General features: G+C 68.1%; 16 protein-coding genes. 4 read left to right on the top strand and 12 right to left on the bottom strand.

Annotated elements, in window-relative coordinates:
* Nucleotides 1–48: 48 nt before the first annotated feature.
* Nucleotides 49–1,419 carry a glucarate dehydratase gene (gudD, locus tag ACIGJG_RS19210; protein ID WP_220630465.1) on the bottom strand — a complete coding sequence of 457 codons (1,371 nt, stop codon included), beginning with the start codon at nucleotides 1,417–1,419 and terminating at the stop codon, nucleotides 49–51.
* Nucleotides 1,420–1,576: 157 nt separating this feature from the next.
* On the opposite strand from gudD, the gene ACIGJG_RS19205 reads away from it, so the two are divergent.
* Both ACIGJG_RS19205 and ACIGJG_RS19200 read left to right on the top strand, forming a co-directional pair.
* Nucleotides 1,577–2,314 carry a FadR/GntR family transcriptional regulator gene (locus ACIGJG_RS19205; protein ID WP_220630652.1) on the top strand — a complete coding sequence of 246 codons (738 nt, stop codon included), beginning with the start codon at nucleotides 1,577–1,579 and terminating at the stop codon, nucleotides 2,312–2,314.
* A 133-nt stretch (nucleotides 2,315–2,447) separates the two neighbouring features.
* The gene (locus tag ACIGJG_RS19200; protein ID WP_483673756.1) at nucleotides 2,448–4,025 is read left to right on the top strand and encodes an aldehyde dehydrogenase (NADP(+)); all 1,578 of its coding nucleotides are present in this window, start codon (nucleotides 2,448–2,450) and stop codon (nucleotides 4,023–4,025) included.
* Nucleotides 4,026–4,031: 6 nt separating this feature from the next.
* On the opposite strand, the gene ACIGJG_RS19195 is transcribed toward ACIGJG_RS19200, so the two are convergent.
* The 6 genes from ACIGJG_RS19195 to ACIGJG_RS19170 all read right to left on the bottom strand — a co-directional run bounded on the left by ACIGJG_RS19195 (nucleotide 4,032) and on the right by ACIGJG_RS19170 (nucleotide 10,536).
* A complete protein-coding gene (locus ACIGJG_RS19195; protein WP_425291359.1) occupies nucleotides 4,032–5,060 on the bottom strand; it encodes a porin in 1,029 nt (342 codons plus the stop codon).
* A gap of 64 nt (nucleotides 5,061–5,124) precedes the next feature.
* Complete coding sequence (locus ACIGJG_RS19190; RefSeq protein ID WP_011299836.1) at nucleotides 5,125–6,120, bottom strand: Bug family tripartite tricarboxylate transporter substrate binding protein; 996 nt, start codon at nucleotides 6,118–6,120, stop codon at nucleotides 5,125–5,127.
* 94 nt (nucleotides 6,121–6,214) lie between these two features.
* A complete protein-coding gene (locus tag ACIGJG_RS19185; RefSeq protein WP_483673755.1) occupies nucleotides 6,215–7,372 on the bottom strand; it encodes an acyl-CoA dehydrogenase family protein in 1,158 nt (385 codons plus the stop codon).
* A 26-nt stretch (nucleotides 7,373–7,398) separates the two neighbouring features.
* Nucleotides 7,399–8,622, bottom strand: coding sequence for an acyl-CoA dehydrogenase family protein (locus tag ACIGJG_RS19180; protein ID WP_140951162.1), 1,224 nt, complete (start codon nucleotides 8,620–8,622; stop codon nucleotides 7,399–7,401).
* Nucleotides 8,623–8,635: 13 nt separating this feature from the next.
* Nucleotides 8,636–9,322 carry an enoyl-CoA hydratase/isomerase family protein gene (locus ACIGJG_RS19175; protein WP_011299833.1) on the bottom strand — a complete coding sequence of 229 codons (687 nt, stop codon included), beginning with the start codon at nucleotides 9,320–9,322 and terminating at the stop codon, nucleotides 8,636–8,638.
* Nucleotides 9,319–10,536, bottom strand: coding sequence for a CaiB/BaiF CoA transferase family protein (locus tag ACIGJG_RS19170; RefSeq protein ID WP_140951164.1), 1,218 nt, complete (start codon nucleotides 10,534–10,536; stop codon nucleotides 9,319–9,321). The genes ACIGJG_RS19175 and ACIGJG_RS19170 overlap by 4 nt, the downstream gene beginning before the upstream one ends.
* Nucleotides 10,537–10,930: 394 nt before the next feature.
* Between ACIGJG_RS19170 and ACIGJG_RS19165 the strand changes: the two genes are divergently transcribed.
* A complete protein-coding gene (locus ACIGJG_RS19165) occupies nucleotides 10,931–12,184 on the top strand; it encodes an alkyl sulfatase dimerization domain-containing protein (protein WP_140951167.1) in 1,254 nt (417 codons plus the stop codon).
* Nucleotides 12,185–12,215: 31 nt separating this feature from the next.
* On the opposite strand, the gene ACIGJG_RS19160 is transcribed toward ACIGJG_RS19165, so the two are convergent.
* From ACIGJG_RS19160 to ACIGJG_RS19140, 5 genes are all read right to left on the bottom strand, one after another.
* Nucleotides 12,216–13,175 (bottom strand): Bug family tripartite tricarboxylate transporter substrate binding protein, encoded by a 960-nt coding sequence (locus ACIGJG_RS19160; protein ID WP_049796540.1) that lies wholly within the window; start codon nucleotides 13,173–13,175, stop codon nucleotides 12,216–12,218.
* A gap of 66 nt (nucleotides 13,176–13,241) precedes the next feature.
* On the bottom strand, nucleotides 13,242–14,552 hold the full coding sequence (locus tag ACIGJG_RS19155) for a DUF1254 domain-containing protein (RefSeq protein WP_483673754.1): 1,311 nt from the start codon (nucleotides 14,550–14,552) through the stop codon (nucleotides 13,242–13,244).
* Nucleotides 14,553–14,598: 46 nt separating this feature from the next.
* Nucleotides 14,599–15,600 (bottom strand): Bug family tripartite tricarboxylate transporter substrate binding protein, encoded by a 1,002-nt coding sequence (locus ACIGJG_RS19150; protein ID WP_140951173.1) that lies wholly within the window; start codon nucleotides 15,598–15,600, stop codon nucleotides 14,599–14,601.
* 94 nt (nucleotides 15,601–15,694) lie between these two features.
* Nucleotides 15,695–17,872 (bottom strand): acetate--CoA ligase family protein, encoded by a 2,178-nt coding sequence (locus ACIGJG_RS19145; protein WP_483673752.1) that lies wholly within the window; start codon nucleotides 17,870–17,872, stop codon nucleotides 15,695–15,697.
* Nucleotides 17,873–17,920: 48 nt separating this feature from the next.
* Nucleotides 17,921–18,727, bottom strand: a complete 807-nt coding sequence (locus ACIGJG_RS19140) for an IclR family transcriptional regulator (RefSeq protein WP_011299826.1) — start codon at nucleotides 18,725–18,727, stop codon at nucleotides 17,921–17,923.
* A gap of 156 nt (nucleotides 18,728–18,883) precedes the next feature.
* On the opposite strand from ACIGJG_RS19140, the gene ACIGJG_RS19135 reads away from it, so the two are divergent.
* Entirely contained in the window at nucleotides 18,884–19,873 is a 990-nt protein-coding gene (locus ACIGJG_RS19135; RefSeq protein ID WP_140951178.1) for a LysR family transcriptional regulator, read from the top strand.
* Nucleotides 19,874–19,991 lie beyond the last annotated feature (118 nt).

The following is a 19,991-nucleotide window of genomic DNA, read 5'->3' as shown; positions in this document are numbered from 1 at the left end:
CCTGTTGTTTTATGTCGCTGTGTGTTGTGTGGTGGCTGTGCAGCAGCCCTAGCGGACCATGCAGGGTGCCTTGTTGTTGAATTTCCAGCCCGGAATCAGGAACTGCATGGCGATCGCATCATCGCGGGCGCCGAGGCCCTTCTCCTGGTAGAGCGCGTTGGCGCGCGCGAGCGCGTCCATGTCCAGCTCCACGCCAAGGCCCGGCGTCTTGGGCACCTGCACCATGCCGCCTTCGATCTTCAGCGGGTCGCGCGTCAGGTGTTCGCCGTCCTGCCAGATCCAGTGCGTGTCGATCGCGGTAATACGGCCCGGCGCGGCGGCGGCCACGTGAGTGAACATCGCCAGCGAGATATCGAAGTGGTTGTTGGAATGCGAGCCCCATGTCAGGCCCCACTCGGCGCACATCTGCGCAACGCGCACCGAGCCCTGCATGGTCCAGAAATGCGGATCGGCCAGCGGGATATCGACCGATTGCAGCCGCACCGCATGGCCCATCTGGCGCCAGTCGGTGGCGATCATGTTGGTGGCGGTCGGCAAGCCCGTCGCCGCGCGGAACTCGGCCATGATCTCGCGGCCAGAGTAGCCGTCTTCGGCGCCGCACGGATCTTCCGCGTAGGCCAGCACGCCGTGCTTGTCGCGGCACAGGCGGATCGCGTCGGCCAGCAGCCAGCCGCCGTTCGGATCGAGCGTGACGCGCGCTTTCGGGAAGCGCTCGTGCAGCGCGATGATCGCTTCCATCTCCTCGTCGCCGCGCAGCACGCCGCCCTTGAGCTTGAAGTCATTGAAGCCATAGCGCTCGTAAGCGGCCTCGGCCAGGCGCACGACGGCCTCGGGCGTCATGGCTTCTTCATTGCGCAGGCGGAACCAGTCGTTGCCGGCATCCGGCTCGGTACGGTAGTCGAGCGTGGTGCGGCGGCGGTCGCCGATATAGAACAGGTAGCCGAGCATCTCGACCGCATCACGCTGCTGGCCTTCGCCAAGCAGCGCCGCCACGGGAACCTGCAAATGCTTGCCAAGCAGATCGAGCAGCGCCGCTTCCAGCGCCGTCACGGCGTGGATGGCAATGCGCAGATCGAACGTCTGCAGGCCGCGGCCGCCCGCGTCGCGCCCGGCAAACGCGGCACGCGCGCGGTTGAGCACGGCCTGGTACTGGCCGATGGGTTGCCCCACCACCAGCGTCCGCGCGTCTTCGAGCGTCTGTCGGATACCCTCCCCGCCCGGCACTTCGCCCACGCCGGTATGGCCCGCGCTGTCGCGCAGGATCACGATATTGCGCGTGAAGTACGGGCCATGCGCGCCCGACAGGTTCATCAGCATGCTGTCGTGGCCGGCGACCGGCACCACGGTCAGTTCGGTCACGACCGGCGTGGCGGCGCTGTTGCCGGGAATGCCAGGGATGGCGGCTTGCGTGGCGTTCATGCGGGCTGCTCCAGGGTCTGATTGGCATGCGCTGTTGGCGGCGCATGCTTGAATGCTTTAGCATACGTTATCAGTCGTCGTATGACTTACAACCGAGTATAATGACGGCATCCCGGCCAGGTCAAGGCCGCAATTTCCCTACGCCATTCCCATGACCATGCCCGACGCCCAGATGACTTCGCCCGCACCGCTGCGCCGCCGCGGCCGTACGCTTGCCGAAGAAGTGGTCAGCGGCCTGACCGAGCGCATTCGCCAGGGACAGCTGAAGCCGGGCGACAAGCTGCCCACCGAATCCGAGGTCATGGCCACGTTTGGCGTGAGCCGCACCGTCGTGCGCGAGGCGCTGTCGCGCCTGCAGGCCAGCGGCCTGGTGGAAACGCGTCACGGGATTGGCACGTTCGTGCTCGCGCGCCCTGCCGAAACGCCGTCACCATTCCGCATCGACACCGCCGCCATGGGCACCGCCATGGATGTGCTGGCCATGCTGGAGTTTCGCGTGAGCCTGGAAGCGGAAGCCGCCGGCCTGGCGGCGACGCGCCGCGGCGACGAACATCTGGCCGCCATGCGCCGTGCGCTCGACGCCATGAAGCGCAATACGACCGAAGGCAGCGACGCCGTCGGCGCCGATTTCGAGTTCCACCTGTCCATCGCGCGCGCCACTGGCAACCGCTACTTCACCGACATCATGGGCCACCTGGGCACCATGCTGATCCCGCGCAGCCGCCTGCAGGTCAATACGCAGGAGCGCGCCCAGTATCTGGAACGCGTGCATGTCGAGCACGAGAACATCTACGACGCCATCGAGCGCCGCGACCCGGAGGCCGCCAAGGCCGCCATGCGCATGCACCTGACCAACAGCCGCGAGCGCCTGCGCAAGGCGTCCGCGGCAGCCTGAGCCTGCGTCGTCCCTACTGTTGCGGACGACCGTCGCATGTCATATGATGTCCTATGAGATTCGGCAGCATGCTCAGGCCGATCATTCCGTTTGATGGTGCCCCCGCACCCTTCTTCTGCAGGAAACCCCAGCCATGACGATAACCGGCGAAATGCTGATCGGCGCGAGCGCCGTGCGCGGCAGCAGCGAACCCTTCCACGCGATCAACCCGGCCACGGGGGAGACGCTCGAGCCCGAATTCCACGCCTCCGGCACCGATGATGTGGCACGCGCTTGCGAACTGGCCGAAGGGGCGTTCGACACCTTCCGCGCGACGTCGCCTGACCAGCGCGCACGTTTCCTCGAAGCAATCGCCGACCAGATCGAAGCGCTGGGCGATGCATTGATCGAACGCGCCCACGCCGAAAGTGCGCTGCCCATCGCCCGCCTGCAAGGCGAGCGCGGCCGCACCACCGGTCAGTTGCGCCTGTTCGCCAGCGTGCTGCGCGCCGGTCGCTGGCAGTCGGCCACGCTCGACAGGGCCCTGCCCGAACGCACGCCGCCGCGCCCGGACCTGCGCATGCAGAAGATCGCAATCGGCCCGGTGGCCGTATTCGGCGCCAGCAACTTCCCGCTGGCGTTCTCCGTGGCTGGCGGCGACACCGCTTCGGCGCTGGCCGCCGGCTGCCCCGTGGTGGCCAAGGCGCATCCCGCGCATCCAGGCACGTCGGAACTGGTCGGCCGCGCGATCCGCAAGGCCGTTGCCGATGCCGGCCTGCCAGAGGGCGTGTTCTCGCTGCTGACCGGCGCAGGTCACACCGTCGGTACGGAACTGGTCGCGCACCCAGCCATCCAGGCCGTGGGCTTCACCGGCTCGCGCAGCGGCGGCCTGGCGCTGATGCAGGTCGCGAGCAACCGCGCGCAGCCGATTCCCGTCTATGCGGAGATGAGCAGCATCAACCCGGTCTTTCTGCTGCCCGAGGCGCTGTCGGCGCGCGGCGAAGCCATTGCCCGCGAACTGGCCGATTCGCTGGTGCTCGGCGTGGGACAGTTCTGCACCAACCCCGGCCTGCTGCTCGCCCTCGAAGGCCCGGCGCTCGACAGGTTCCGCGCGGCGGCCGGCGCCGCAGTGACCGCGAAGCCGGCCGGCACGATGCTGACGCCGGGTATTCAGCGCGCGTTCGAACATGGCATCACCAGTCTGTCGGACATCCCCGGTCTCGCCCGCACCGCGACCGGCCAGGCGAGCACCGGCCCGAACCAGGCCTGCGCCGCAGTATTCGAAACCACGGCGCAGCGCTTTATCGCCGATCCGCGCATGCATGCCGAAGTGTTCGGCCCTTCCACAGTCCTGGTGGTCTGCCGCGATGGGGAAGACCTGCTCGCCGTCGCGCAGCAATTGGAAGGCCAACTGACCGCCACCGTGCAAGCAGACCGTGGCGACTACGCGCTGGCCGCGCAACTGCTGCCGCTGCTGGAGCGCAAGGTGGGCCGCATCCTGTTCAATGGCTACCCGACCGGCGTTGAAGTGTCCTACGCCATGGTTCACGGCGGCCCCTTCCCCGCCACGTCCGATACGCGCACGACCTCGGTCGGCACCACGGCGATGGACCGCTTCCTGCGGCCGGTGTGCTACCAGAACGTGCCCGCGGAACTGCTGCCGCCTGCGTTGCAGGACGGCAATCCGCTGGACCTGTGGCGCCTGAAGGACGGCCAACCCGCGAAGGGCTGAGGGTCTTCAGAACCGGTGGCGCAAACCGACGCTGACGGACCTGGCATCGTCCCCGCTGCCCGGATCGATCGCAATGCTGTTGTTGGTGACGCTGCCACCGGGGCTGTTGTGCACGAGCACCGCGCGCAGATAGGCCGTGGTGCGCTTGCTCAGGTCATGGTCCCAGCCGAGCGTCACCGCGAGCGGGCGCTCGCCACCGCCCAGGATCTGCCGCTTGACCGCGGCGGCCTTGAACGTGTCGCGCGGCGTCACCGTCCAGCTGAACGTCACGCCATAGTGGCGCGCCGAGCGCGTATCAGGCCGGTTGCTGCTGGCCGTGCTGAACAGCAAGCCGACTTCGATCGGCTGGAACCGGTAAGAGCCACCGATGAAATGGTTCGATGTCAGCGTGGTATCGACGGGCACGTTGGCGCCCGTGTACATGCCCTGGTAGCTGTAGAACGCATACGCGTTGCCCGCCTCGTACGTCGCGTTCATGCCGAAGTTCAGGCCTGATCGCGGCGCCCCGGGGACTTCCCCCGGCGCCACCGCGGCCGTGAAGGAAAAGCCGCCCCAGTTCGGTGAGAAGTACTGCACGGCATTGTCGAAGCGCGCGCCATAGGCCACATGCCCGGTGCCCTGCGATGCCGTGGCACTGAGCAGGTTGAACGGCGACACCGCGCCGTTGAGCAGGAACGGATCGAGCCGCAGCAACGCATAGAACGACGGCGTGTACTGGCGGCCGAGCCGGAATTCGCCCCAGCCATCCGACAGGCCCATGTAGGCCTGCCGCCCGAACAGCCGGTTGTTGCCGAAGAACTCCGTGCCGGTGTCGATGTTGAAGCCCGACTCGACCAGGAAGTTAGCCTTCAATCCGCCGCCAAGGTCCTCGATGCCGCGAATCCCCCAGCGCGAGGCCGCCTGCTGGCCTTCGCGCATCCGCACCACGCTGTCCGATCCCTTCGCATATTCGAGTGAGGCATCCACCACGCCGAACAGCTGCATCGTTCCCGCTGCCGCATTGCCGGCGGCCAGCGCCGCCCCAGTCGCCCCCATTGCCATCCACTGTCTTGCCTTCACGCTTGCACTCTCCCGTTCTCACTGCCTGTTGTGTTGTGCCCTACTGCGCCTTGAGTCCTGCGATCTTCACTACCTCGCCCCAGGCGGCCAGGTCGGAACTGACCAGCTTGCCCAGCTCCGCCGCGCTCGTCGGCGCGGCCGGCTTCAGGTTCATGGAGGTGAAGCGTTCGCGGTCCTCCGGCGACTGCAGGACGCGGTTCACCTCGGCGTTGAGCCGCGCGACGATGGGCGCCGGCAGGCCCTTCGGTCCGAACAGCGCGACCCAGCTCGCCTGCTGGAACGGCACGCCCTGCTCCGTCATCGTCGGCACGTCAGGCGTGGGCAGCAGCCGCTCGGGCCCCGAGACCGCAATGCCGCGAATGCGGCCCGACTTCAGGTGCGGAATCGACGAAACCGAATCGGTGATGCCGATGGTCACGTGGCCGGCTGCCAGGTCATTGCTGCACTGGGTCGCGGTCTTGTAGGGGATATGGCGCAGGCGGATGCCGGTTTTGGCCTTCAGGTACTCCATCGCCAGATGGCCGCCCGAACCCACGCCCCATGAACAATATGCGAGTTCCGACTTGCTGGCTTTCACATAGGCCAGGAACTCCTGCAGGTTGTGCACCGGCACGCTCGCGCTGACCGCGAGCAGGTTGCCGCCGGGCGCACTGGGGCGCGCGATCGGCGTGAAGTCTTTGAGCGGGTCGTACGGCAGCGACGGCGTGGTCCACGGGTTCACCGTCAGCGTGGCCGAATAGGTGAACAGCAGCGTGTAGCCGTCCGGCGCAGCGCGCGCCACGGTTTCGCTGGCGATGATGCCGTTGGCACCGGGGCGGTTGTCGATGACCACCGGCTGCTTGAGCGACGTGCTTAGCCGCTCGGCAATCAGCCGGGCAGTCTGGTCCGTCACGGTACCGGCGCCGGAGGGCAGCACCACGCGGATCGGGCGGTTCGGGTATGGGGCTTCGGCGTGCGCGGCGGCGGCGCTGGCCAAGGCCAGTGGTACGGCGAGTGCCGCGCCGGCCCTGCGGATGCCGGTGTGCTGGCTGAACATGATGTGGTCTCCATTGCGGCGCATTGGCCGCCCATGCCGGTGCGTTGCCGGCGTGTTGTGTATGGGCGCTCGCAGGCGCCCCGGGTAATGCGGCTCAGGCGGCCAGCGCCTGATCCGCGGGATCGACGGCAGAAAGCCGTTCGTAGTGCCAGTCGGCATCGCCGAACAGGTTGGCCAGCGCGGCGAGCCGCTTGTAGCAGTGGCCAACTTCCATCTCATCGGTCATGCCGACCGCGCCGTGCAGCTGCACCGCGTCTTCGCCGAGCGCGCGTCCCGCGACCGAGACGAAGGCCTTGGCGAGCGAGACCGCACGCATCCGCGCTGCCGCATCGCCCTGCAGCGCAGCGCCGGCCGCTTCGGTGATGGCACGCGCCTGTTCCACGCTGACATAGAGGTCGACCAGCCGGTGGCGGATCACCTGGTTGGCGGACAGCGGCCGGCCGAACTGCTCACGCGTAACGAGGTAATCGCGCGTCAGCTCGAACGCGCGCGCCATGGTGCCCACGGCTTCCGCGCAGGCCATGGTAGTGGCGCGATCGATAGCGGCTTCGACGCTCGGCCACGCACCGCCGACGGCACCGACTCGCGCGCTGTCGGGAACGCTCACATGCCGCAGCGTGACCGTGGCGGTCTGGCGGCCGTCATATGTCGGCAATGCCTCGATGGCGACGCCGCGTGTGCCGGCTGGCACGGCGAACAGCGTGAGGCCATCGCGGTCGCGGCGCTGGCCGCTGTTGCGCGCCAGTACGAGCAGGATGTCGGCACAGCCGCCGCCGAGCACCAGCGTCTTGCGGCCATCCAGCATCCAGTCGATGGGGCCTGCGCTTTGCCGTGGCTCGGCAGACGTAGCGACATCGAAGGCGTCATAACGCCCTTGCGCCTCCCATGCGGCCAGCGCCAGCATCGTCCTGCCCTCCGCCATCGCGGCTGCGGTGACAGCATGTGCAGCGTCGCCGCAAGCGGCCAGCAGCGGGCCGCACAAGGCGGCATTGGCCAGCCACGGCTCGGCGGGTTGAGCACATCCGAGCGCCTCGGCCAATACGGCCTGGTCCGATGCATCGCCAAACCCGGCACAGGCGTCGGGCAGGCCGAGCGCCAGCCAGCCGAACTCGGCAAATGCCTGCCAGTGCCTGCGCGAGAAGCCGCCCGGCTCCGCCAGCGCCGCGCGGCGCTGTTCAAAGCCATAGTCGCGTTCGACATAGCGCCGTACGCTTTCCCGCAGCATGCGGCGGTCGTCGTGGGAATCGCTCATGGGTTCCGTTCCTTTCGCAGAGTTTGTTAGAGCCCGAGCACCTGCTTGGCCAGCAGTTCGTGCTGGATCTCGCTGGAGCCGCCAGCGATGGTGTAGCCACGCGTCACGAAGCGCCTCGCGGAAGCGGCTGCCGAGTACGCGGATTGCCCGGAGCGTGGCGCCGCCGGCTCGAAGTGCGCCGCGCGGTCGTAGGCGAGCGTGCCGGGGCCGAGCGCGTCGACGGCGAGGTTCTCGATGTCCTGGATCAGGCGGCTGCCGAGCAGCTTGAGCATGCCGGTCTCGGGACCGAGCCGCTCGCCCGCACGCGCCCGCTGCCGAAAGCGCAGCACGGTCGCGGCCAGCGCTTCCAGTCGCACGTCGAGTTCACGATAGCGGCGCGCAAACCACGGCCGTTCCATCAGCGGCTGTCCGGCTTCTTCGACTTCCGCGGCAATGGCGCGGACCTTGACCAGCCGGCGCCGGTTCTCGGCCACGCGGGCGAGGTTCAGTCGCTCATGCTCGAGCAGCGACTTGGCGATCGTCCAGCCCGCGTTCTCGTCGCCGACGCGGTGGTCGACGGGCACCTCGACATCGTCGAAGAACACCTGGTTGAACAGGTGCCAGCCGTGGATGCCTACGAGCGGCCGCACGCTGATGCCGGGGCTGCGCATATCGATCAGCAGGAAGCTGATGCCCTGCTGCGCGCGCGCCGCGCTGTCAGTCCGCACCAGGCAGAAGATCCAGTCCGCGTACTGCGCGTACGACGTCCAGATCTTGCTGCCATTGACGACATAGACTTCGGTGCCGTCGGCGCGCGTCTTGCGCACCGCATGCGTCTTCAGCGATGCGAGGTCCGACCCCGCATTGGGCTCCGAATACCCCTGGCACCACCAGTGCTCCAGATTAAGCATGCGCGGCAGGAAATACTGCTGCTGCGCCGGCGTGCCGTAGCGGATCAGGATCGGCCCGATCATCTCGATCGAGATGCCACCGGTCTCCGGCGCGTGGGCGAGCACCAGTTCCTCCTGGAACACGGCGCGCCGCTCGGCGCTCCAGCCTAGGCCCTGCCAGTCGCGCGGCCAGTGCGGCGCCAGCCAGCCGCGTTCGGCCAGCCGGTGCTGCCAGGCGACCATTTCGTCCTTGCTGACCTCAAGGCCCAGGCGCACCTTCTCGCGCACGGTTTCCGGCAAGGCCTGCGCAACAAAGTCGCGGACCTCGCGGCGGAATGCCTCCAGGGAGGCTTCGCTGTCAGTCGTGATGGATTCACTCATGCGGGATCTCGCTTCAGTCGTGGGTATCGCGCGCCATGCGCGTGCTGGCGGCACGCATGCCGCGCTTGATCGCGGTCACGCCGCCGGCCGGGAAAGCGGCAATGGTCGTGGCCAGGTCGCGCGCGCGGTCGAGCACCTGCGTGTCGTCGGTGACTTCCGTGGCCACGCCAAGCCGAAGCAGGTCAGCGGCGGGTACGCGATCGCCAAGCAGGCACAGCCGCGCGGCGACCGCTTCGGAATGGCGCAGTGCCAGCCATGCCGCATTGCGCGGCGCGGCCATGCCAAGGCGGATCTCGCCGATCTGCAGAAAGGCGCCGGCGCCGCACACCATCAGGTCGCCGGCCAGAGCCAGTGCCGCGCCGCCGTTGACCGCATGGCGCTCCAGCGCCACGATCCACGCCTTCTCGCTCTGTAGCAGCGACAGGTGGACACGCTCCCAGACCTGCGCGAATTTCGCCATGCCGTCCGGCTCGGCCTGCAGCGCCTTCAGATCCAGTCCCGAACAGAACGCGCCATCGGCGCCGCGCAGCAGCACGGCACGCGTGCTGTCGTCGGCGTTGACGCTGTCGATGGCGGTGGCCAGCGCGCTGGCTAGCGCAATGTCGATGGCATTGCGGCGCTCGGGCCGGTTCAACACGATCTCGGTCCAGCCGGCATGGCGCTCCAGCAGTACCGGTGAGGTTATTGCCGCTTCACTCATGCAGTCACTCCTTGCTCGCAGCCAATGGCGCCGGCGCAGGCCAGTTCATCAATTTCAGTGGCACCGTAGCCAAGCTCGGTCAGCACTTCAGTGGTGTGCTGGCCCAGCCGAGGCACGGCGGGAATACCATCCCCTTGCAGGCTCTCCATCGAGAACGGCAGCCCTGGCAGTTCGAGCAGGCCGCCTTCGCCATTGCCAACCGCGCGCAGGATGCCGCTGGCGCGCACATCGGAACTGGCGCCGACCTGGTGGTAATCCCGCACCACGCCGACCACGACCTGATGGCGTTCGAGCAGCGCACGCGCAGCGTCGCCGCTCAAATGGCGCAGCGCATCGTGCAGGATCGCGAGCAGCGCCGGACGGTTCTGCACACGCAGTGCATTGCTGGCGAAACGCGGATCCTGCGCGAGCGCGGGGTTGCCGATCGCTTCGCACAGGCGCGCCCAGTGTTCGTCGAGATACGCGGACAGCACCACATGGCCATCGGCCACTGCGATGACATCCGCCGCAGGTGCGGCCTTGGGCTGGCTGTTGCCGCTGCGCACCGGCAGCGCGCCCGAGCATTGGAACTCCGCCCACAACTGCGCCTGCAGTTGCACGCCAACCTGCAATAGCGACGTCTCGATGGTTTCGCCCTTGCCGGTGCGGAGGCGGCGAAACAGCGCAGCGAGAATCGCGTTGGCCGCAGCCAGTGCCGTGGCCGCGTCGATCAGTGCAAAGCCCGCCTTCAGCGGCTGTCCGCCGGCTTCGCCGGTCACGGACATCATGCCGCTTTCGGCCTGCGCGGCGATATCGAGCCCCGGCCGCGAGCGCGACGGTCCGCGCGTGCCGAAGCCGCTGATCGATGCATGGATCAGCTCGGGTTTCTCAGCGCGCAACGTCGCGGCATCCAGCCCCAGCGCTTCCATCACGCCGTGACGCGTGTTGTGCAGCACCACGTCGCTGGCCAGCGCGAGCCGCCGCGCAGCCTCCATGCCACCGCTGCTGCGCAGATCCAGCGCGATGCCGCGCTTGCCACGGTTGTACGCGAGGAACATCGGACTCTGCGCGCTGGTGCCGTCGAAACGCCGCGCGCTGTCGCCGCGCAGCGCTTCCACCTTGACCACGTCGGCGCCGAGGTCGGCCAGCATCATGGCCGCGCCTGGCGCTGCGATGAACTGCCCAAACTCCGCTACCCGAATGCCTGCCAGGGGCAGGTCTTGCCGGCTTGCCATGCCATGGACTCCATGCCGGTTTGCCCGGCGTTGCGATGATGCGAAAGGATCATGCGGCAGCAGCGGCGTTTGCGGCAGATGGCAGGATCGCTGCCGCGTAAACCTGCGGTTAGCACCCCGGGGTTATCCAGGCTGCCGGGTATGCGCTAGCGCGTGCGGCGCTTGGGGGGAACTGCCGCGCAATGCCCGCTGCTAACCACCGGTTCACACGGCGCCAACCCGAACGGCCGCCGGGCCGCGCCAGCGCTGGCCCGACGGGTGATGGGGGAACGGCGGCGCGGAGTTTCCCCTATCCCAATCCTCCGCCGCTTGCCCTGAAATTCGTGCTGAAGACGGCTGCCGTGGACATGCATGGCAGCCAGCCGGATTCACCATTTTGCGAAAGGAGTCACGCATGCAGGATCTCGAGGAAAGGGCCGTCGCGCTGGTAACGGGCACCGGCATCGAAGCCATCGACGATGGTGTATGGCTGTTGCACGGGCAAGGGCAGAGCTTTGTCGCGGATGTCGGCGGCGGCCTGCTGGTGGTCGACAGCGGCCCGGGCGGGCGCGTGACCGCTGGCATGATCGAAGCCCTGCGCACGCAGAGCAGCCTGCCGGTGCTGGCAATCTGCTACAGCCACGGCCATATGGGCTACAACGCTGGCCTGCAGCAATGGCTCGACCATGCCGCCGCACGCGGCGAGCCAGCGCCCCGTGTGCTCGCCCACGTGAACGTGCTGGCGCGCCAGGCGCGCTATCGCGAGACCAGCCGCATGCAGGAACGCATGGCCGAGATCCAGTTCCGCCGCCCTGCCGGCGCCATGGCGGGCAAGCTCGGCCACACCGCGCCCACCGAGACGTTTGCCGACAGCGTGACGATTGGCCAGGGCAATGGCCGTGCGGAGATCCTGTGGGCGCCATCGGAGACCGACGATGCCATCGCAGTCTGGCTGCCGGGACGGCGGCTGCTGTACGGCGGCCCGGCCGTGATCGACTCCATTCCCAACGTCGGCACGCCGTTCCGCACGCTGCGCGATACCGTGCGCTGGGCCGAGACGCTGGAACGCATGGCAGCGCTGGGACCTCGCACCGTCGTACGCGAGTTCGGCCCCACGCTACGCGGCGCGGAGGAATGCGAACGCGTGCTGTGCCAGACGGCGCGCGCGCTGCGCTGGCTGCGCGCCGAGGTGGTCCGGCTGATGAACGCGGGCTGCAACGAGCGCCAGATGCTTGCGGCGCTCAAGCCGCCCGCGGAACTGTTCGACCAACCGTGGATGCGGCCCACGTACGGCGATCCGAGCTATATCGCGCGCGATATCTATCGCTCGGAGAATGGCTGGTGGGACCGCAACGCGACCTCGCTGCACCCCGCCGCGCCGGAGCAAGCCGCAGCCGAGATCGCTGCCGCAGTGGCCGACCACGACGCGCTGATCCGCCACGCGCAGTCCCTGGCCGCGCGCGGCGAGATCCAGCTGGCGCTGCACGTGGTCGATGTGCTCGCACTCGCGCCCGGCGACGCGCCCACGCTGGCCGAAGCCCGCCGGCTCAAGGCCGGGTGGCTGCGCCAGCGCGCGGGCGAGGTACGGAGCTACGTGTCCCGCAGCCTGTATGGCGCCGCTGCAGACATGCTGGAACACGGCGCGGCCGATACCTTCGGCATCCACTGAGCGCCGGCTCGTCGCGTGCGTGCTGGCCCGGTTACTCCAGCACCACGCCGCTGGTCTTGATCACGGTGCCCCACTTGCGCACTTCCTCATCGATGAACCGTGCAAAGCTTGCGCTGTCGCCAGGCTCGGGCTGCAGACCGAGCGCCGTGAGCTTGTTGCGCACATCGCTGTCCGCGAGCACGGCACTGGCATCGCGGTTGATCTGCTGGACGATGGCGGCGGGCGTACGCGCCGGCGCCAGCAGGCCGAACCAGCCGTAGCCAACCACACCGGGGAACCCCTGCTCGGCGAAGGTCGGCGCATCCGGATAGACCGGCGTGCGCTGCTCCGACGCCACCGCCAGCACGCGCAACTGGCCGGCCTTGATGAACGGCAGCGCAGACGTGATCGCGGTCAGCGTGGCATCCACGCGGCCGGCAAGCAGTTCGGTATAGGCCGTCGCGTCACCACGGTAATGCACGTTCAGCACCTTGAACTTGGCCTGTGCGGCAAACAGCTCCGCGGTCAGGTGCGGCCCCGAGCCGGCGCCGGGCGACGCAAACGTGGCGCCGCCCGACTTCGCGCGCGCCATGCGCACGAAGTCCGCGACTGTGCGCGCCGGCGAATCGGCCTTGACGATCAGGAATACCGGGCCCACCACGCGCGGGCCCACCGCCACGAAATCCTTGTGGATGTCGTACTGCTGCGGCAGGCCGGCCGCCGTGTTGATCGCAAACGGCGCGGCAGCCCACAGCAGCGTGTAGCCATCCGGCGCGGCACGCGCGAGCGTTTCGTTGGCGACGCGGGTGCCGGCCCCCGGCTTGTTCTCGACCACGAACTGCTGGCCGTACTTGCGGCTCAGCGACTCGGCCAGCAGCCGGGCCGAGGTATCGTTGGATCCGCCCGGCCCGTACGGGGAAATCAGCCGCACCGTGCGCGACGGATAGGCCTGCGCCAGCGCGCTCCATGGCGCCAGCGCGGGCGCCGCGCCCAGCAGCAACAGGTCGCGCATGCGGGCCAGCATGGCCCTGCGCGATATCGGGTAGTCGTCTGTCTTGAGCTTCATGGACCTCGCTCCTCAGGAAACGCGGCGCACTGCGGGGATGCGGTACTGGCCTTCGATAAAGGCCGGTGCCGGGTGGTAGAGACGCAGGATCAGGTAGAACGAGCCCGCGGGCGCCGGCAGCCAGTTCTCCGCCTGCGCCGGCCTCTGGTGTGAAATCGGGATGACCAGCTCGCCGTCCGGTTCCAGGCGCAGGCCGGGCGTGCGGTCGCCCACGGCATAGCGGCCGATCTCGTTGGCGCTGAAGAAGCGGTCCTCGCCATACAGCGACACCGACCAGAACGCCTGTGCGGGCGGCAGCATGCCGGGCGGGAAACGCAGCTCGTACATGTGCTCGCCACGCAGCGGTTCGCCGTCGGCATCGAAATCGGCCATCGCGTAGATCGCCTCGTCGGCCCGCAGCGCGCCCAGGCCCTTCATCGCGGTGCAGGCGCGTTGCAGCCAGTCGTCGCCATAGAGCCCGAGCTTCATGCTGTAGCCCCAGCTCTTGCGGCCCTGGCTGCGCGTATGCGCCTCGATCACCTGCAGGGCCTGACGATAGGCATTCTCCAGGCCGGCACGGACTTCGGCGCGCAGGCCGGCGATGTCGATCTCGCCCTCGAGCTTCAGGCCGGCCTTGCGCAGCAGCGTCAGCACGCCCTGCTCGCGTTCGGCGGGCGGATACTCGCGCAGTGCATTGAACAGGTTCTGGAAGAAGTCGAGCGCTTCGTTGCCGGTGTCGCTCCAGGCGCGCAAGCATTCCGGCATGGTCTTCGCGGGCGCATCGAGCGCAAAGCCGCTTTCGAACGCATGCGCCGCGGCCAGGTCGGCGGGGCCCTGCACCAGCACGCGGCCCAGCAGCCAGACCAGCGAAGTCGGGCACGCCACCACATGGCTCCCGGTGGCCTGCTGGCCGGGGCCGACTAGCGTGACGGTGCTGCCTTCGGCGGACACGTTGCGCGGCCCGAGGTTCTCGAAGTTGTTGGTCCAGGCGTCGAGCAGTTCCACCACGTAGTAGCGGTCGCGCTCGGGCAGCGGCGGCACGCGCAGCGTGACCGGTCCGTCGGCCAGGTTGATCCAGCCGCAGAAGTAAAGCAGGTCATTGGCGGGCGTGACGACGTCGCGGTCTTCATGCGTCCACTGGCGCTCGCTGGCCGACAGTGTATTGACCGGCGCGCGGCCATAGCCGGTTGCCGTGCTGACCGAGGTCTGTATGCGGCAGGTGCGCAAGGTCTCGATCAGCGGATAGCCATAGATCACGACAGGCAATGCGGCGGCGGCAACCAGGGCTTCCTGGCTGGAGCTGTAGACGGGGGCGGAAAACAACTGTGGCGCGGGATGGTTCATGCAGGGCTCCGGGAATCTTGAGGGAATAGCGGACGGGCGCGGCGGCTCACTCCTGGGCCGCGCCGCTGGACTTGACCAGTGCGGCCCAGGACGTAACGTCGCTGCGCATCTGCGCGGCAAATGCACTGCGCGGCTGGGGCGTATAGCGCATGCCGAGCGAATCGGCCTGTGCCTTGATGGCCGGGTCGCGCATGGCTGCGGCCAATGCGCGCTCCAACCGGTCGACGATGTCGGTGGGCGTGCGCGCGGGCGCGAACAAGGCAAACCAGCTGTCGACACCGAACGCGACGCCGGATTCGGTGAAGGTCGGCACATCGGGCAGCGCGGGCGAACGTTCGGAGCCGGTGACGGCCAGCGCCCTCACCTTGCCGCTGCGAATCAGCGGCAGCGTACCGGCCAGATCGGACATGGCCACGGGCAGCGTGCCGCCGATCACGTCGGTGAGCATCGGGTTGACGCCCTTGTACGGAATATGGCGCAGGTGGATGCCACTCAAGACGTTGAGGCTTTCGCCGGCCAGGTGACCGCCCGAGCCATTGCCCCAGGAGCCGTAGGCCAGGTCCGCGCCCGGGCGCTTCGCTGCGGCAATCAGCGCGGGCAGGTCGCGGCCCTTGAAGGCGGGCCCGGCAATCAGCACATTGCCGCCATAGAAGAGCCGCCCGATCGGCACGAAATCGCGCACCGGATCGTACGGGAGTTTGGGAAAGATGGCCGGCGCAATCGCATGCGTGGCGGAAATGCCAAGCACCAGCGTGTAGCCGTCGGGCGCGGAACGCGCGACCTGTGCCGAGCCGATGGTGCCCGTGGCCCCGGCGATGTTCTCCACGACAACCGTCTGGCCGAGATCCTTGGACAGGCCGGCCGCTACCAGCCGGCCCACGACATCGGTGCCGCCGCCCGCCGGGAACGGCACCACGAGACGGATTGGCTTGTCGGGATAGGCGCCCGCATGCGCCGTGGGCGCCACCGCGCAAAACGCCGTCGCGGCGAGTGCGCCCAGTCCACGCAGCACCATGCGCCGCGCCGTCAAGTGCGTCTGCAATTGCATGTTTTGTCTCCTGTTTTATTGAGGGTCTGCTGCGGAGCCGGTGCCTGTCTGTGCGGGCATCCTGACTCCTTTTCTTCGGATGGGATTGCGTTCGCTACAGTGCGCCGTGGCTGTCCGCGCGAAGCATGACGACCGCATCGGCGGCGACCAGTCCCTGCGCGGTGACGATGAACGGATTGATCTCGATCGTGTCAAGCCGGTCGCCCAACTCCGCGGCAAGCTGCGACACGCTGGCCAGCACCTGCGCGGCAGCGTTCAGGTCCACCTGCGGGTGGCCCCGGTGCCCTTCGCACAGCGCGGCGACGCGGCTCGCGTGCAGCATGGCGCGCGCCTGTTCGCGCGACAGCGGCGCCAGTCCGCAGGCGGTCTGGCGGAAGATCTCGACGGCCGTGCCGCCGATGCCGGCCAGCGCGACCAGGCCGAATACCGGATCGCGCCGCACGCCGACCATGACCTCGCCCCAGCCCCGCACCATGCGCGCTACCAGCACGCCGTCGAGCGCGACCGGTGTGCCTTTGTCCGTGCGCAGACCGGCCACGGCCTGCGCCATGCGGCCAAAGGCATCGCGCACCGCCTGCGCGTTGGCGAGGTTGAGCGCCACGCCGCCCACATCGCTCTTGTGCAGGATCTCGCGCGAGCACAGCTTGACGACGACGGGGTAGCCGAGACGTTCGGCAATGCGCACGGCCTCTTCAGCGTCACGTGCGAGGTCGTGCGGGGCGACCGGTACGCCGGCCTCGGCGAGCAGACGCATGGCCTCGTACTCGGACAGCGCGGTGGCAGCTGGCGGAATGTCGCGCAGCAGGTCGTCCTGCGGATCGGATTGTGCTTGCCCTTCAATCGCGTCATCTCCGCGCGCGTCTTCGAGCGCGGCCGCACGCGCCAGCGTGGCGACCGCTTCGACCGCATGGCCCGGCTCGCGGAACACCAGGCAGCCGCGCGCTTCGAGCCAGGCGCGCTTGTCGTCATCGACGAGGCCGGACACCATCAGCGGCGCGGCGTCCGCCGCTTCGCTCAGCGCGCCGATGGCTTGCTGCAACTCCGGCCAGAACCGCGGGGCATTAGCGCCGCCGGCGAGAAAGACCGCCACGCTGCCGTAGGCGCCACTGCGCGCCACGTCGGCGATGGCGTCCATGAAAACGCGCGGCTGCGCCACGATCTGCCCCGTGACGTCGATCGGATTGGCCGTACTCGCGAACGGTATCGCGGTACGCAGTGCCGCGGCCGCGTCGTCGGGCATCGGCGGCAGCGGCAGGCCGAGTTCTTCGGCGCGGTCCGCCATCATGATGCCCACGCCGCCCGACACCGTGACGATGGCCAGCGGCGTGACCGCATCGGCGTCACCACCGCTGGTGCGCTGCCACGTGGCCGGCCGTCGGCCGCGCGACAGCACATAGCCGAGCCGGAAGAACTCTTCCAGCGTATGGGCGCGGTGCACGCCGTACGCATCGAACACCGCCTGGTACACCGCGTCTTCGCCGGCCAGGCTGGCCGTATGCGACTGCGCCGAACGTGCGCCGGCTTCGGTCGTGCCCACCTTGGTAACTACAACCGGCTTGCCGGCTGCACGCGCGGCGGCGAGTGCCCGGCGCAGGCGGGCGCCATCGCGACAGCCTTCGATATAGGCGAGGATCACGCGGGTGTTCGGATCATGGGCAAGCCACTCGATCACATCGGCCACCTGCAGCCCGGCCTCGTTGCCGGTCGTGACCCAGTGGCTCAGGCCGAGGCCCGCTTCACGCGCGAGCGCAAAAGCATAGGCGCCGAACGCCCCGCTCTGGCTCACCAGGCCCACTTCGCCGACCGGCGGCGTACCGCTCAGCGCAATCGGCGAGAACGTGGCGAACACGCGTTCGCGCAGATTCATGGCGCCAAGGCAGTTGGGGCCCAGCAGTGTGATGCCGGCTTGCTGCGCGCTGCGGGCCAGGCGCTCCTGCATCTGCACGCCGGCGCCGCCCGCCTCGGCGAAGCCTGAAGTGAACACCGCCGCTGCGCGCGTGCCGTTGCCGGCAAGCTGTGCCATCACGTCCTGGCTGGCGCTGGCCGGCACCGCGATGATGGCCAGGTCGACCGGTTCGCCGATATCTGACAGCGAGCCATAGGCAGGCAAGCCCTGCACTTCGGCCGCTGATGCGTTGACCGGATAGATGCGTCCCGCATAGCCCAGTTCGCGCAGCAGCCGGATGGGCATGCCGCCCACTTTGTCCGGCTGGGTAGAAGCACCAATCACGGCGATCGAACGCGGATACAGCAGGGAATTCAGGTCAACCATACGAGCGTCTCCAATGCGGGTCTTGTTGTGGATGTTGGGCGTCAGCCGCTATTGCTGCAGGCCGGTGGCCGCCTCGATGGAGCGGACCATTTCCATCAGCAGCGGCGCGATCTTCTTTTCCATGGTCCCGCGCCTGACCTGCGAGCCAGGCAAGGCGCAGTTGAACAGCAGCGGACGGTTCAGGTAGCGGATGCGCGAATAGACCCCCACGCCATGCACGCCAATGCCGGCATCGCCCTCGTTGAGCGCAAAGCCGCGCTTCGGGTAGTGGGCGACGTTGTGGCACAGCGTGTCGTAGAACGCGGCGTATTCCTCCGGCCGCTCCTCGCTTGCGGAGGTCATCAGGCTTTCAAACTCGGCCTTTGACAAGGTGCACAGATAGGCACGCCCCATGGCCGTACTAAGCACCGAGCGCACGGCGCCGGTACCGGGTCTGGCCGGCGTCCCTTCGTTGTGGGTGCAGGACTGCAGATAGGTCACGTCGAGCCGGTGCGCCACACCCATCGACACCGCGCCTTCGATGCGGTCGGCCAGCGCCTGCATCAGCGGACGGGCCACGTGGCGGACTTGCAGGCCGGTCAGGTACGGATAGCCGAGCGCGAGCACCTGGGCGCTGACGAAATACTTGTCGAGCTTGGGATCCCAGTCGAGATAGCCAAGCTCGAACAGCGTGCGGCAGATGCGCGATACCGTCGCGCGCGGCAGCTGCAGCCGCTGCGCGAGTTCGCCATTGCCAAGCGGCCGCGGCTCGTCGATAAAGCAGCGCAGCAGGGCAAAGCCTTTGGCCAGCAGCCCCCCGAAAGACGGGTCTTCGCGGCGGCGCTCGGCAATGAATTGTTCGACGGGCAGGTTCATGGTGTTTCCTCTCTATCCAGTCTGGACACGGAGGCGCCCAGTGTCAAAACGTGGAATCCATTTCCAGATGTTGGAAATATAGGTCATCGCCTTGACCCGTTTCGCGGGTAGGGCATAAGGTACTTTGGACGCCGATTCTCAACCCGGATGCACAGCATGCGACTCAGCCAGATCCAGGATTTCATCGCGGTGGCGGAAGGCGGCAGCATCCGCGCCGCGGCTCGGACGCGCGACGTGTCGGCGCCCGCGCTGACGAAGAGCATCCGCCAGCTTGAGGACGAACTGCATGTGCCGCTGCTCACGCGCACGACGCGCGGGGTCGTGCTGTCGCACTATGGCGAAGCCTTCCTGCGCCGCGCGCGGCTGATTGCCACCGAAGCCCGCCGGGCCACGGAAGAAATGACGCAGATGCTGGGCGCGCGTACCGGCACCGTTCGCATTGGCGTCACCGGCGGTCCGGCGCACCTGTTGCTGCCCGCTGCCTTGAACCGGTTCCGCCGGCAGCATCCGGAAGTGCAGGTCTACATCGACAGCGGCCGCTCTGCGGTGCACCTGCAGGACCTGCGTGCGGGCCTCATCGACGTCGCGGTGAGCCCGATTCCCGATGAAGGCATTGACCACGACTTCATCTGCGAGCCGCTCTACAACAACGACTCGGTCGTGGTTGCACACCAGGACCATCCGCTGCGCCATGCGCGCACGCTGCGTGAGCTGGTGGGTTCGGAATGGATCCTGACTACCTGCCGCATGCACGGGCCTGGCGCGGCCATCATGGATGCCTTCCGCGCGCAGGATCTGCCCCTGCCCCGCGTGGCCGTGCGGTGCGACACCTTCAACCTCATCCAGGCGCTGCTGCAGGACCGCAGGCTGCTGTGTATGGTTGCGCGCCAACTCATGCAAGACCGGGTGGGTGCCTCGACGGGGCTGGCGGTCCTTCCGATCGAAGACCCGTTGCCGAGCCACACCGTCTGCCTGATCTACCGCGCCGATTCCCCGATGCCTCCGGTGGTCGCCAGCTTTGCCGCACAACTGCGGCGCGAGGCGCACTACCTGATCAACATGCCCGACAGCCCGTTGAAGCGACCCGGCGCGCCACCGGAACCGCGCGATGACAAGCCTGTGGAAACCGCAGACATTGCCGTATAGGCCACCCATCTCACGCGACGACACGTTGGCATCCGTCTCCGCAAGCGGCACAGACCGATTGCGCCCGTTCGACTTCGCGAGATACATCGCCTTGTCCGCCCGGTCGATCCGGGCCGCA

The sequence above is a fragment of the Cupriavidus sp. C1SS-2L genome (assembly GCF_057073735.1).
The sequence above is the reverse complement of the archived record's forward strand: the minus strand, read 5'-3'. Positions and strand labels throughout refer to the sequence as shown.

Excerpts from the sequence above, each read along its gene's own strand:
- gudD (WP_220630465.1), bottom strand. The coding sequence starts at position 1,419 with ATGAACGCCACGCAAGCCGCCATCCCTGGCATTCCCGGCAACAGCGCC.
- ACIGJG_RS19205 (WP_220630652.1), top strand. The coding sequence starts at position 1,577 with ATGCCCGACGCCCAGATGACTTCGCCCGCACCGCTGCGCCGCCGCGGC.
- ACIGJG_RS19200 (WP_483673756.1), top strand. The coding sequence starts at position 2,448 with ATGACGATAACCGGCGAAATGCTGATCGGCGCGAGCGCCGTGCGCGGC.
- ACIGJG_RS19195 (WP_425291359.1), bottom strand. The coding sequence starts at position 5,060 with ATGGGGGCGACTGGGGCGGCGCTGGCCGCCGGCAATGCGGCAGCGGGA.
- ACIGJG_RS19190 (WP_011299836.1), bottom strand. The coding sequence starts at position 6,120 with ATGTTCAGCCAGCACACCGGCATCCGCAGGGCCGGCGCGGCACTCGCC.
- ACIGJG_RS19185 (WP_483673755.1), bottom strand. The coding sequence starts at position 7,372 with ATGAGCGATTCCCACGACGACCGCCGCATGCTGCGGGAAAGCGTACGG.
- ACIGJG_RS19180 (WP_140951162.1), bottom strand. The coding sequence starts at position 8,622 with ATGAGTGAATCCATCACGACTGACAGCGAAGCCTCCCTGGAGGCATTC.
- ACIGJG_RS19175 (WP_011299833.1), bottom strand. The coding sequence starts at position 9,322 with ATGAGTGAAGCGGCAATAACCTCACCGGTACTGCTGGAGCGCCATGCC.
- ACIGJG_RS19170 (WP_140951164.1), bottom strand. The coding sequence starts at position 10,536 with ATGGCAAGCCGGCAAGACCTGCCCCTGGCAGGCATTCGGGTAGCGGAG.
- ACIGJG_RS19165 (WP_140951167.1), top strand. The coding sequence starts at position 10,931 with ATGCAGGATCTCGAGGAAAGGGCCGTCGCGCTGGTAACGGGCACCGGC.
- ACIGJG_RS19160 (WP_049796540.1), bottom strand. The coding sequence starts at position 13,175 with ATGCGCGACCTGTTGCTGCTGGGCGCGGCGCCCGCGCTGGCGCCATGG.
- ACIGJG_RS19155 (WP_483673754.1), bottom strand. The coding sequence starts at position 14,552 with ATGAACCATCCCGCGCCACAGTTGTTTTCCGCCCCCGTCTACAGCTCC.
- ACIGJG_RS19150 (WP_140951173.1), bottom strand. The coding sequence starts at position 15,600 with ATGCAATTGCAGACGCACTTGACGGCGCGGCGCATGGTGCTGCGTGGA.
- ACIGJG_RS19145 (WP_483673752.1), bottom strand. The coding sequence starts at position 17,872 with ATGGTTGACCTGAATTCCCTGCTGTATCCGCGTTCGATCGCCGTGATT.
- ACIGJG_RS19140 (WP_011299826.1), bottom strand. The coding sequence starts at position 18,727 with ATGAACCTGCCCGTCGAACAATTCATTGCCGAGCGCCGCCGCGAAGAC.
- ACIGJG_RS19135 (WP_140951178.1), top strand. The coding sequence starts at position 18,884 with ATGCGACTCAGCCAGATCCAGGATTTCATCGCGGTGGCGGAAGGCGGC.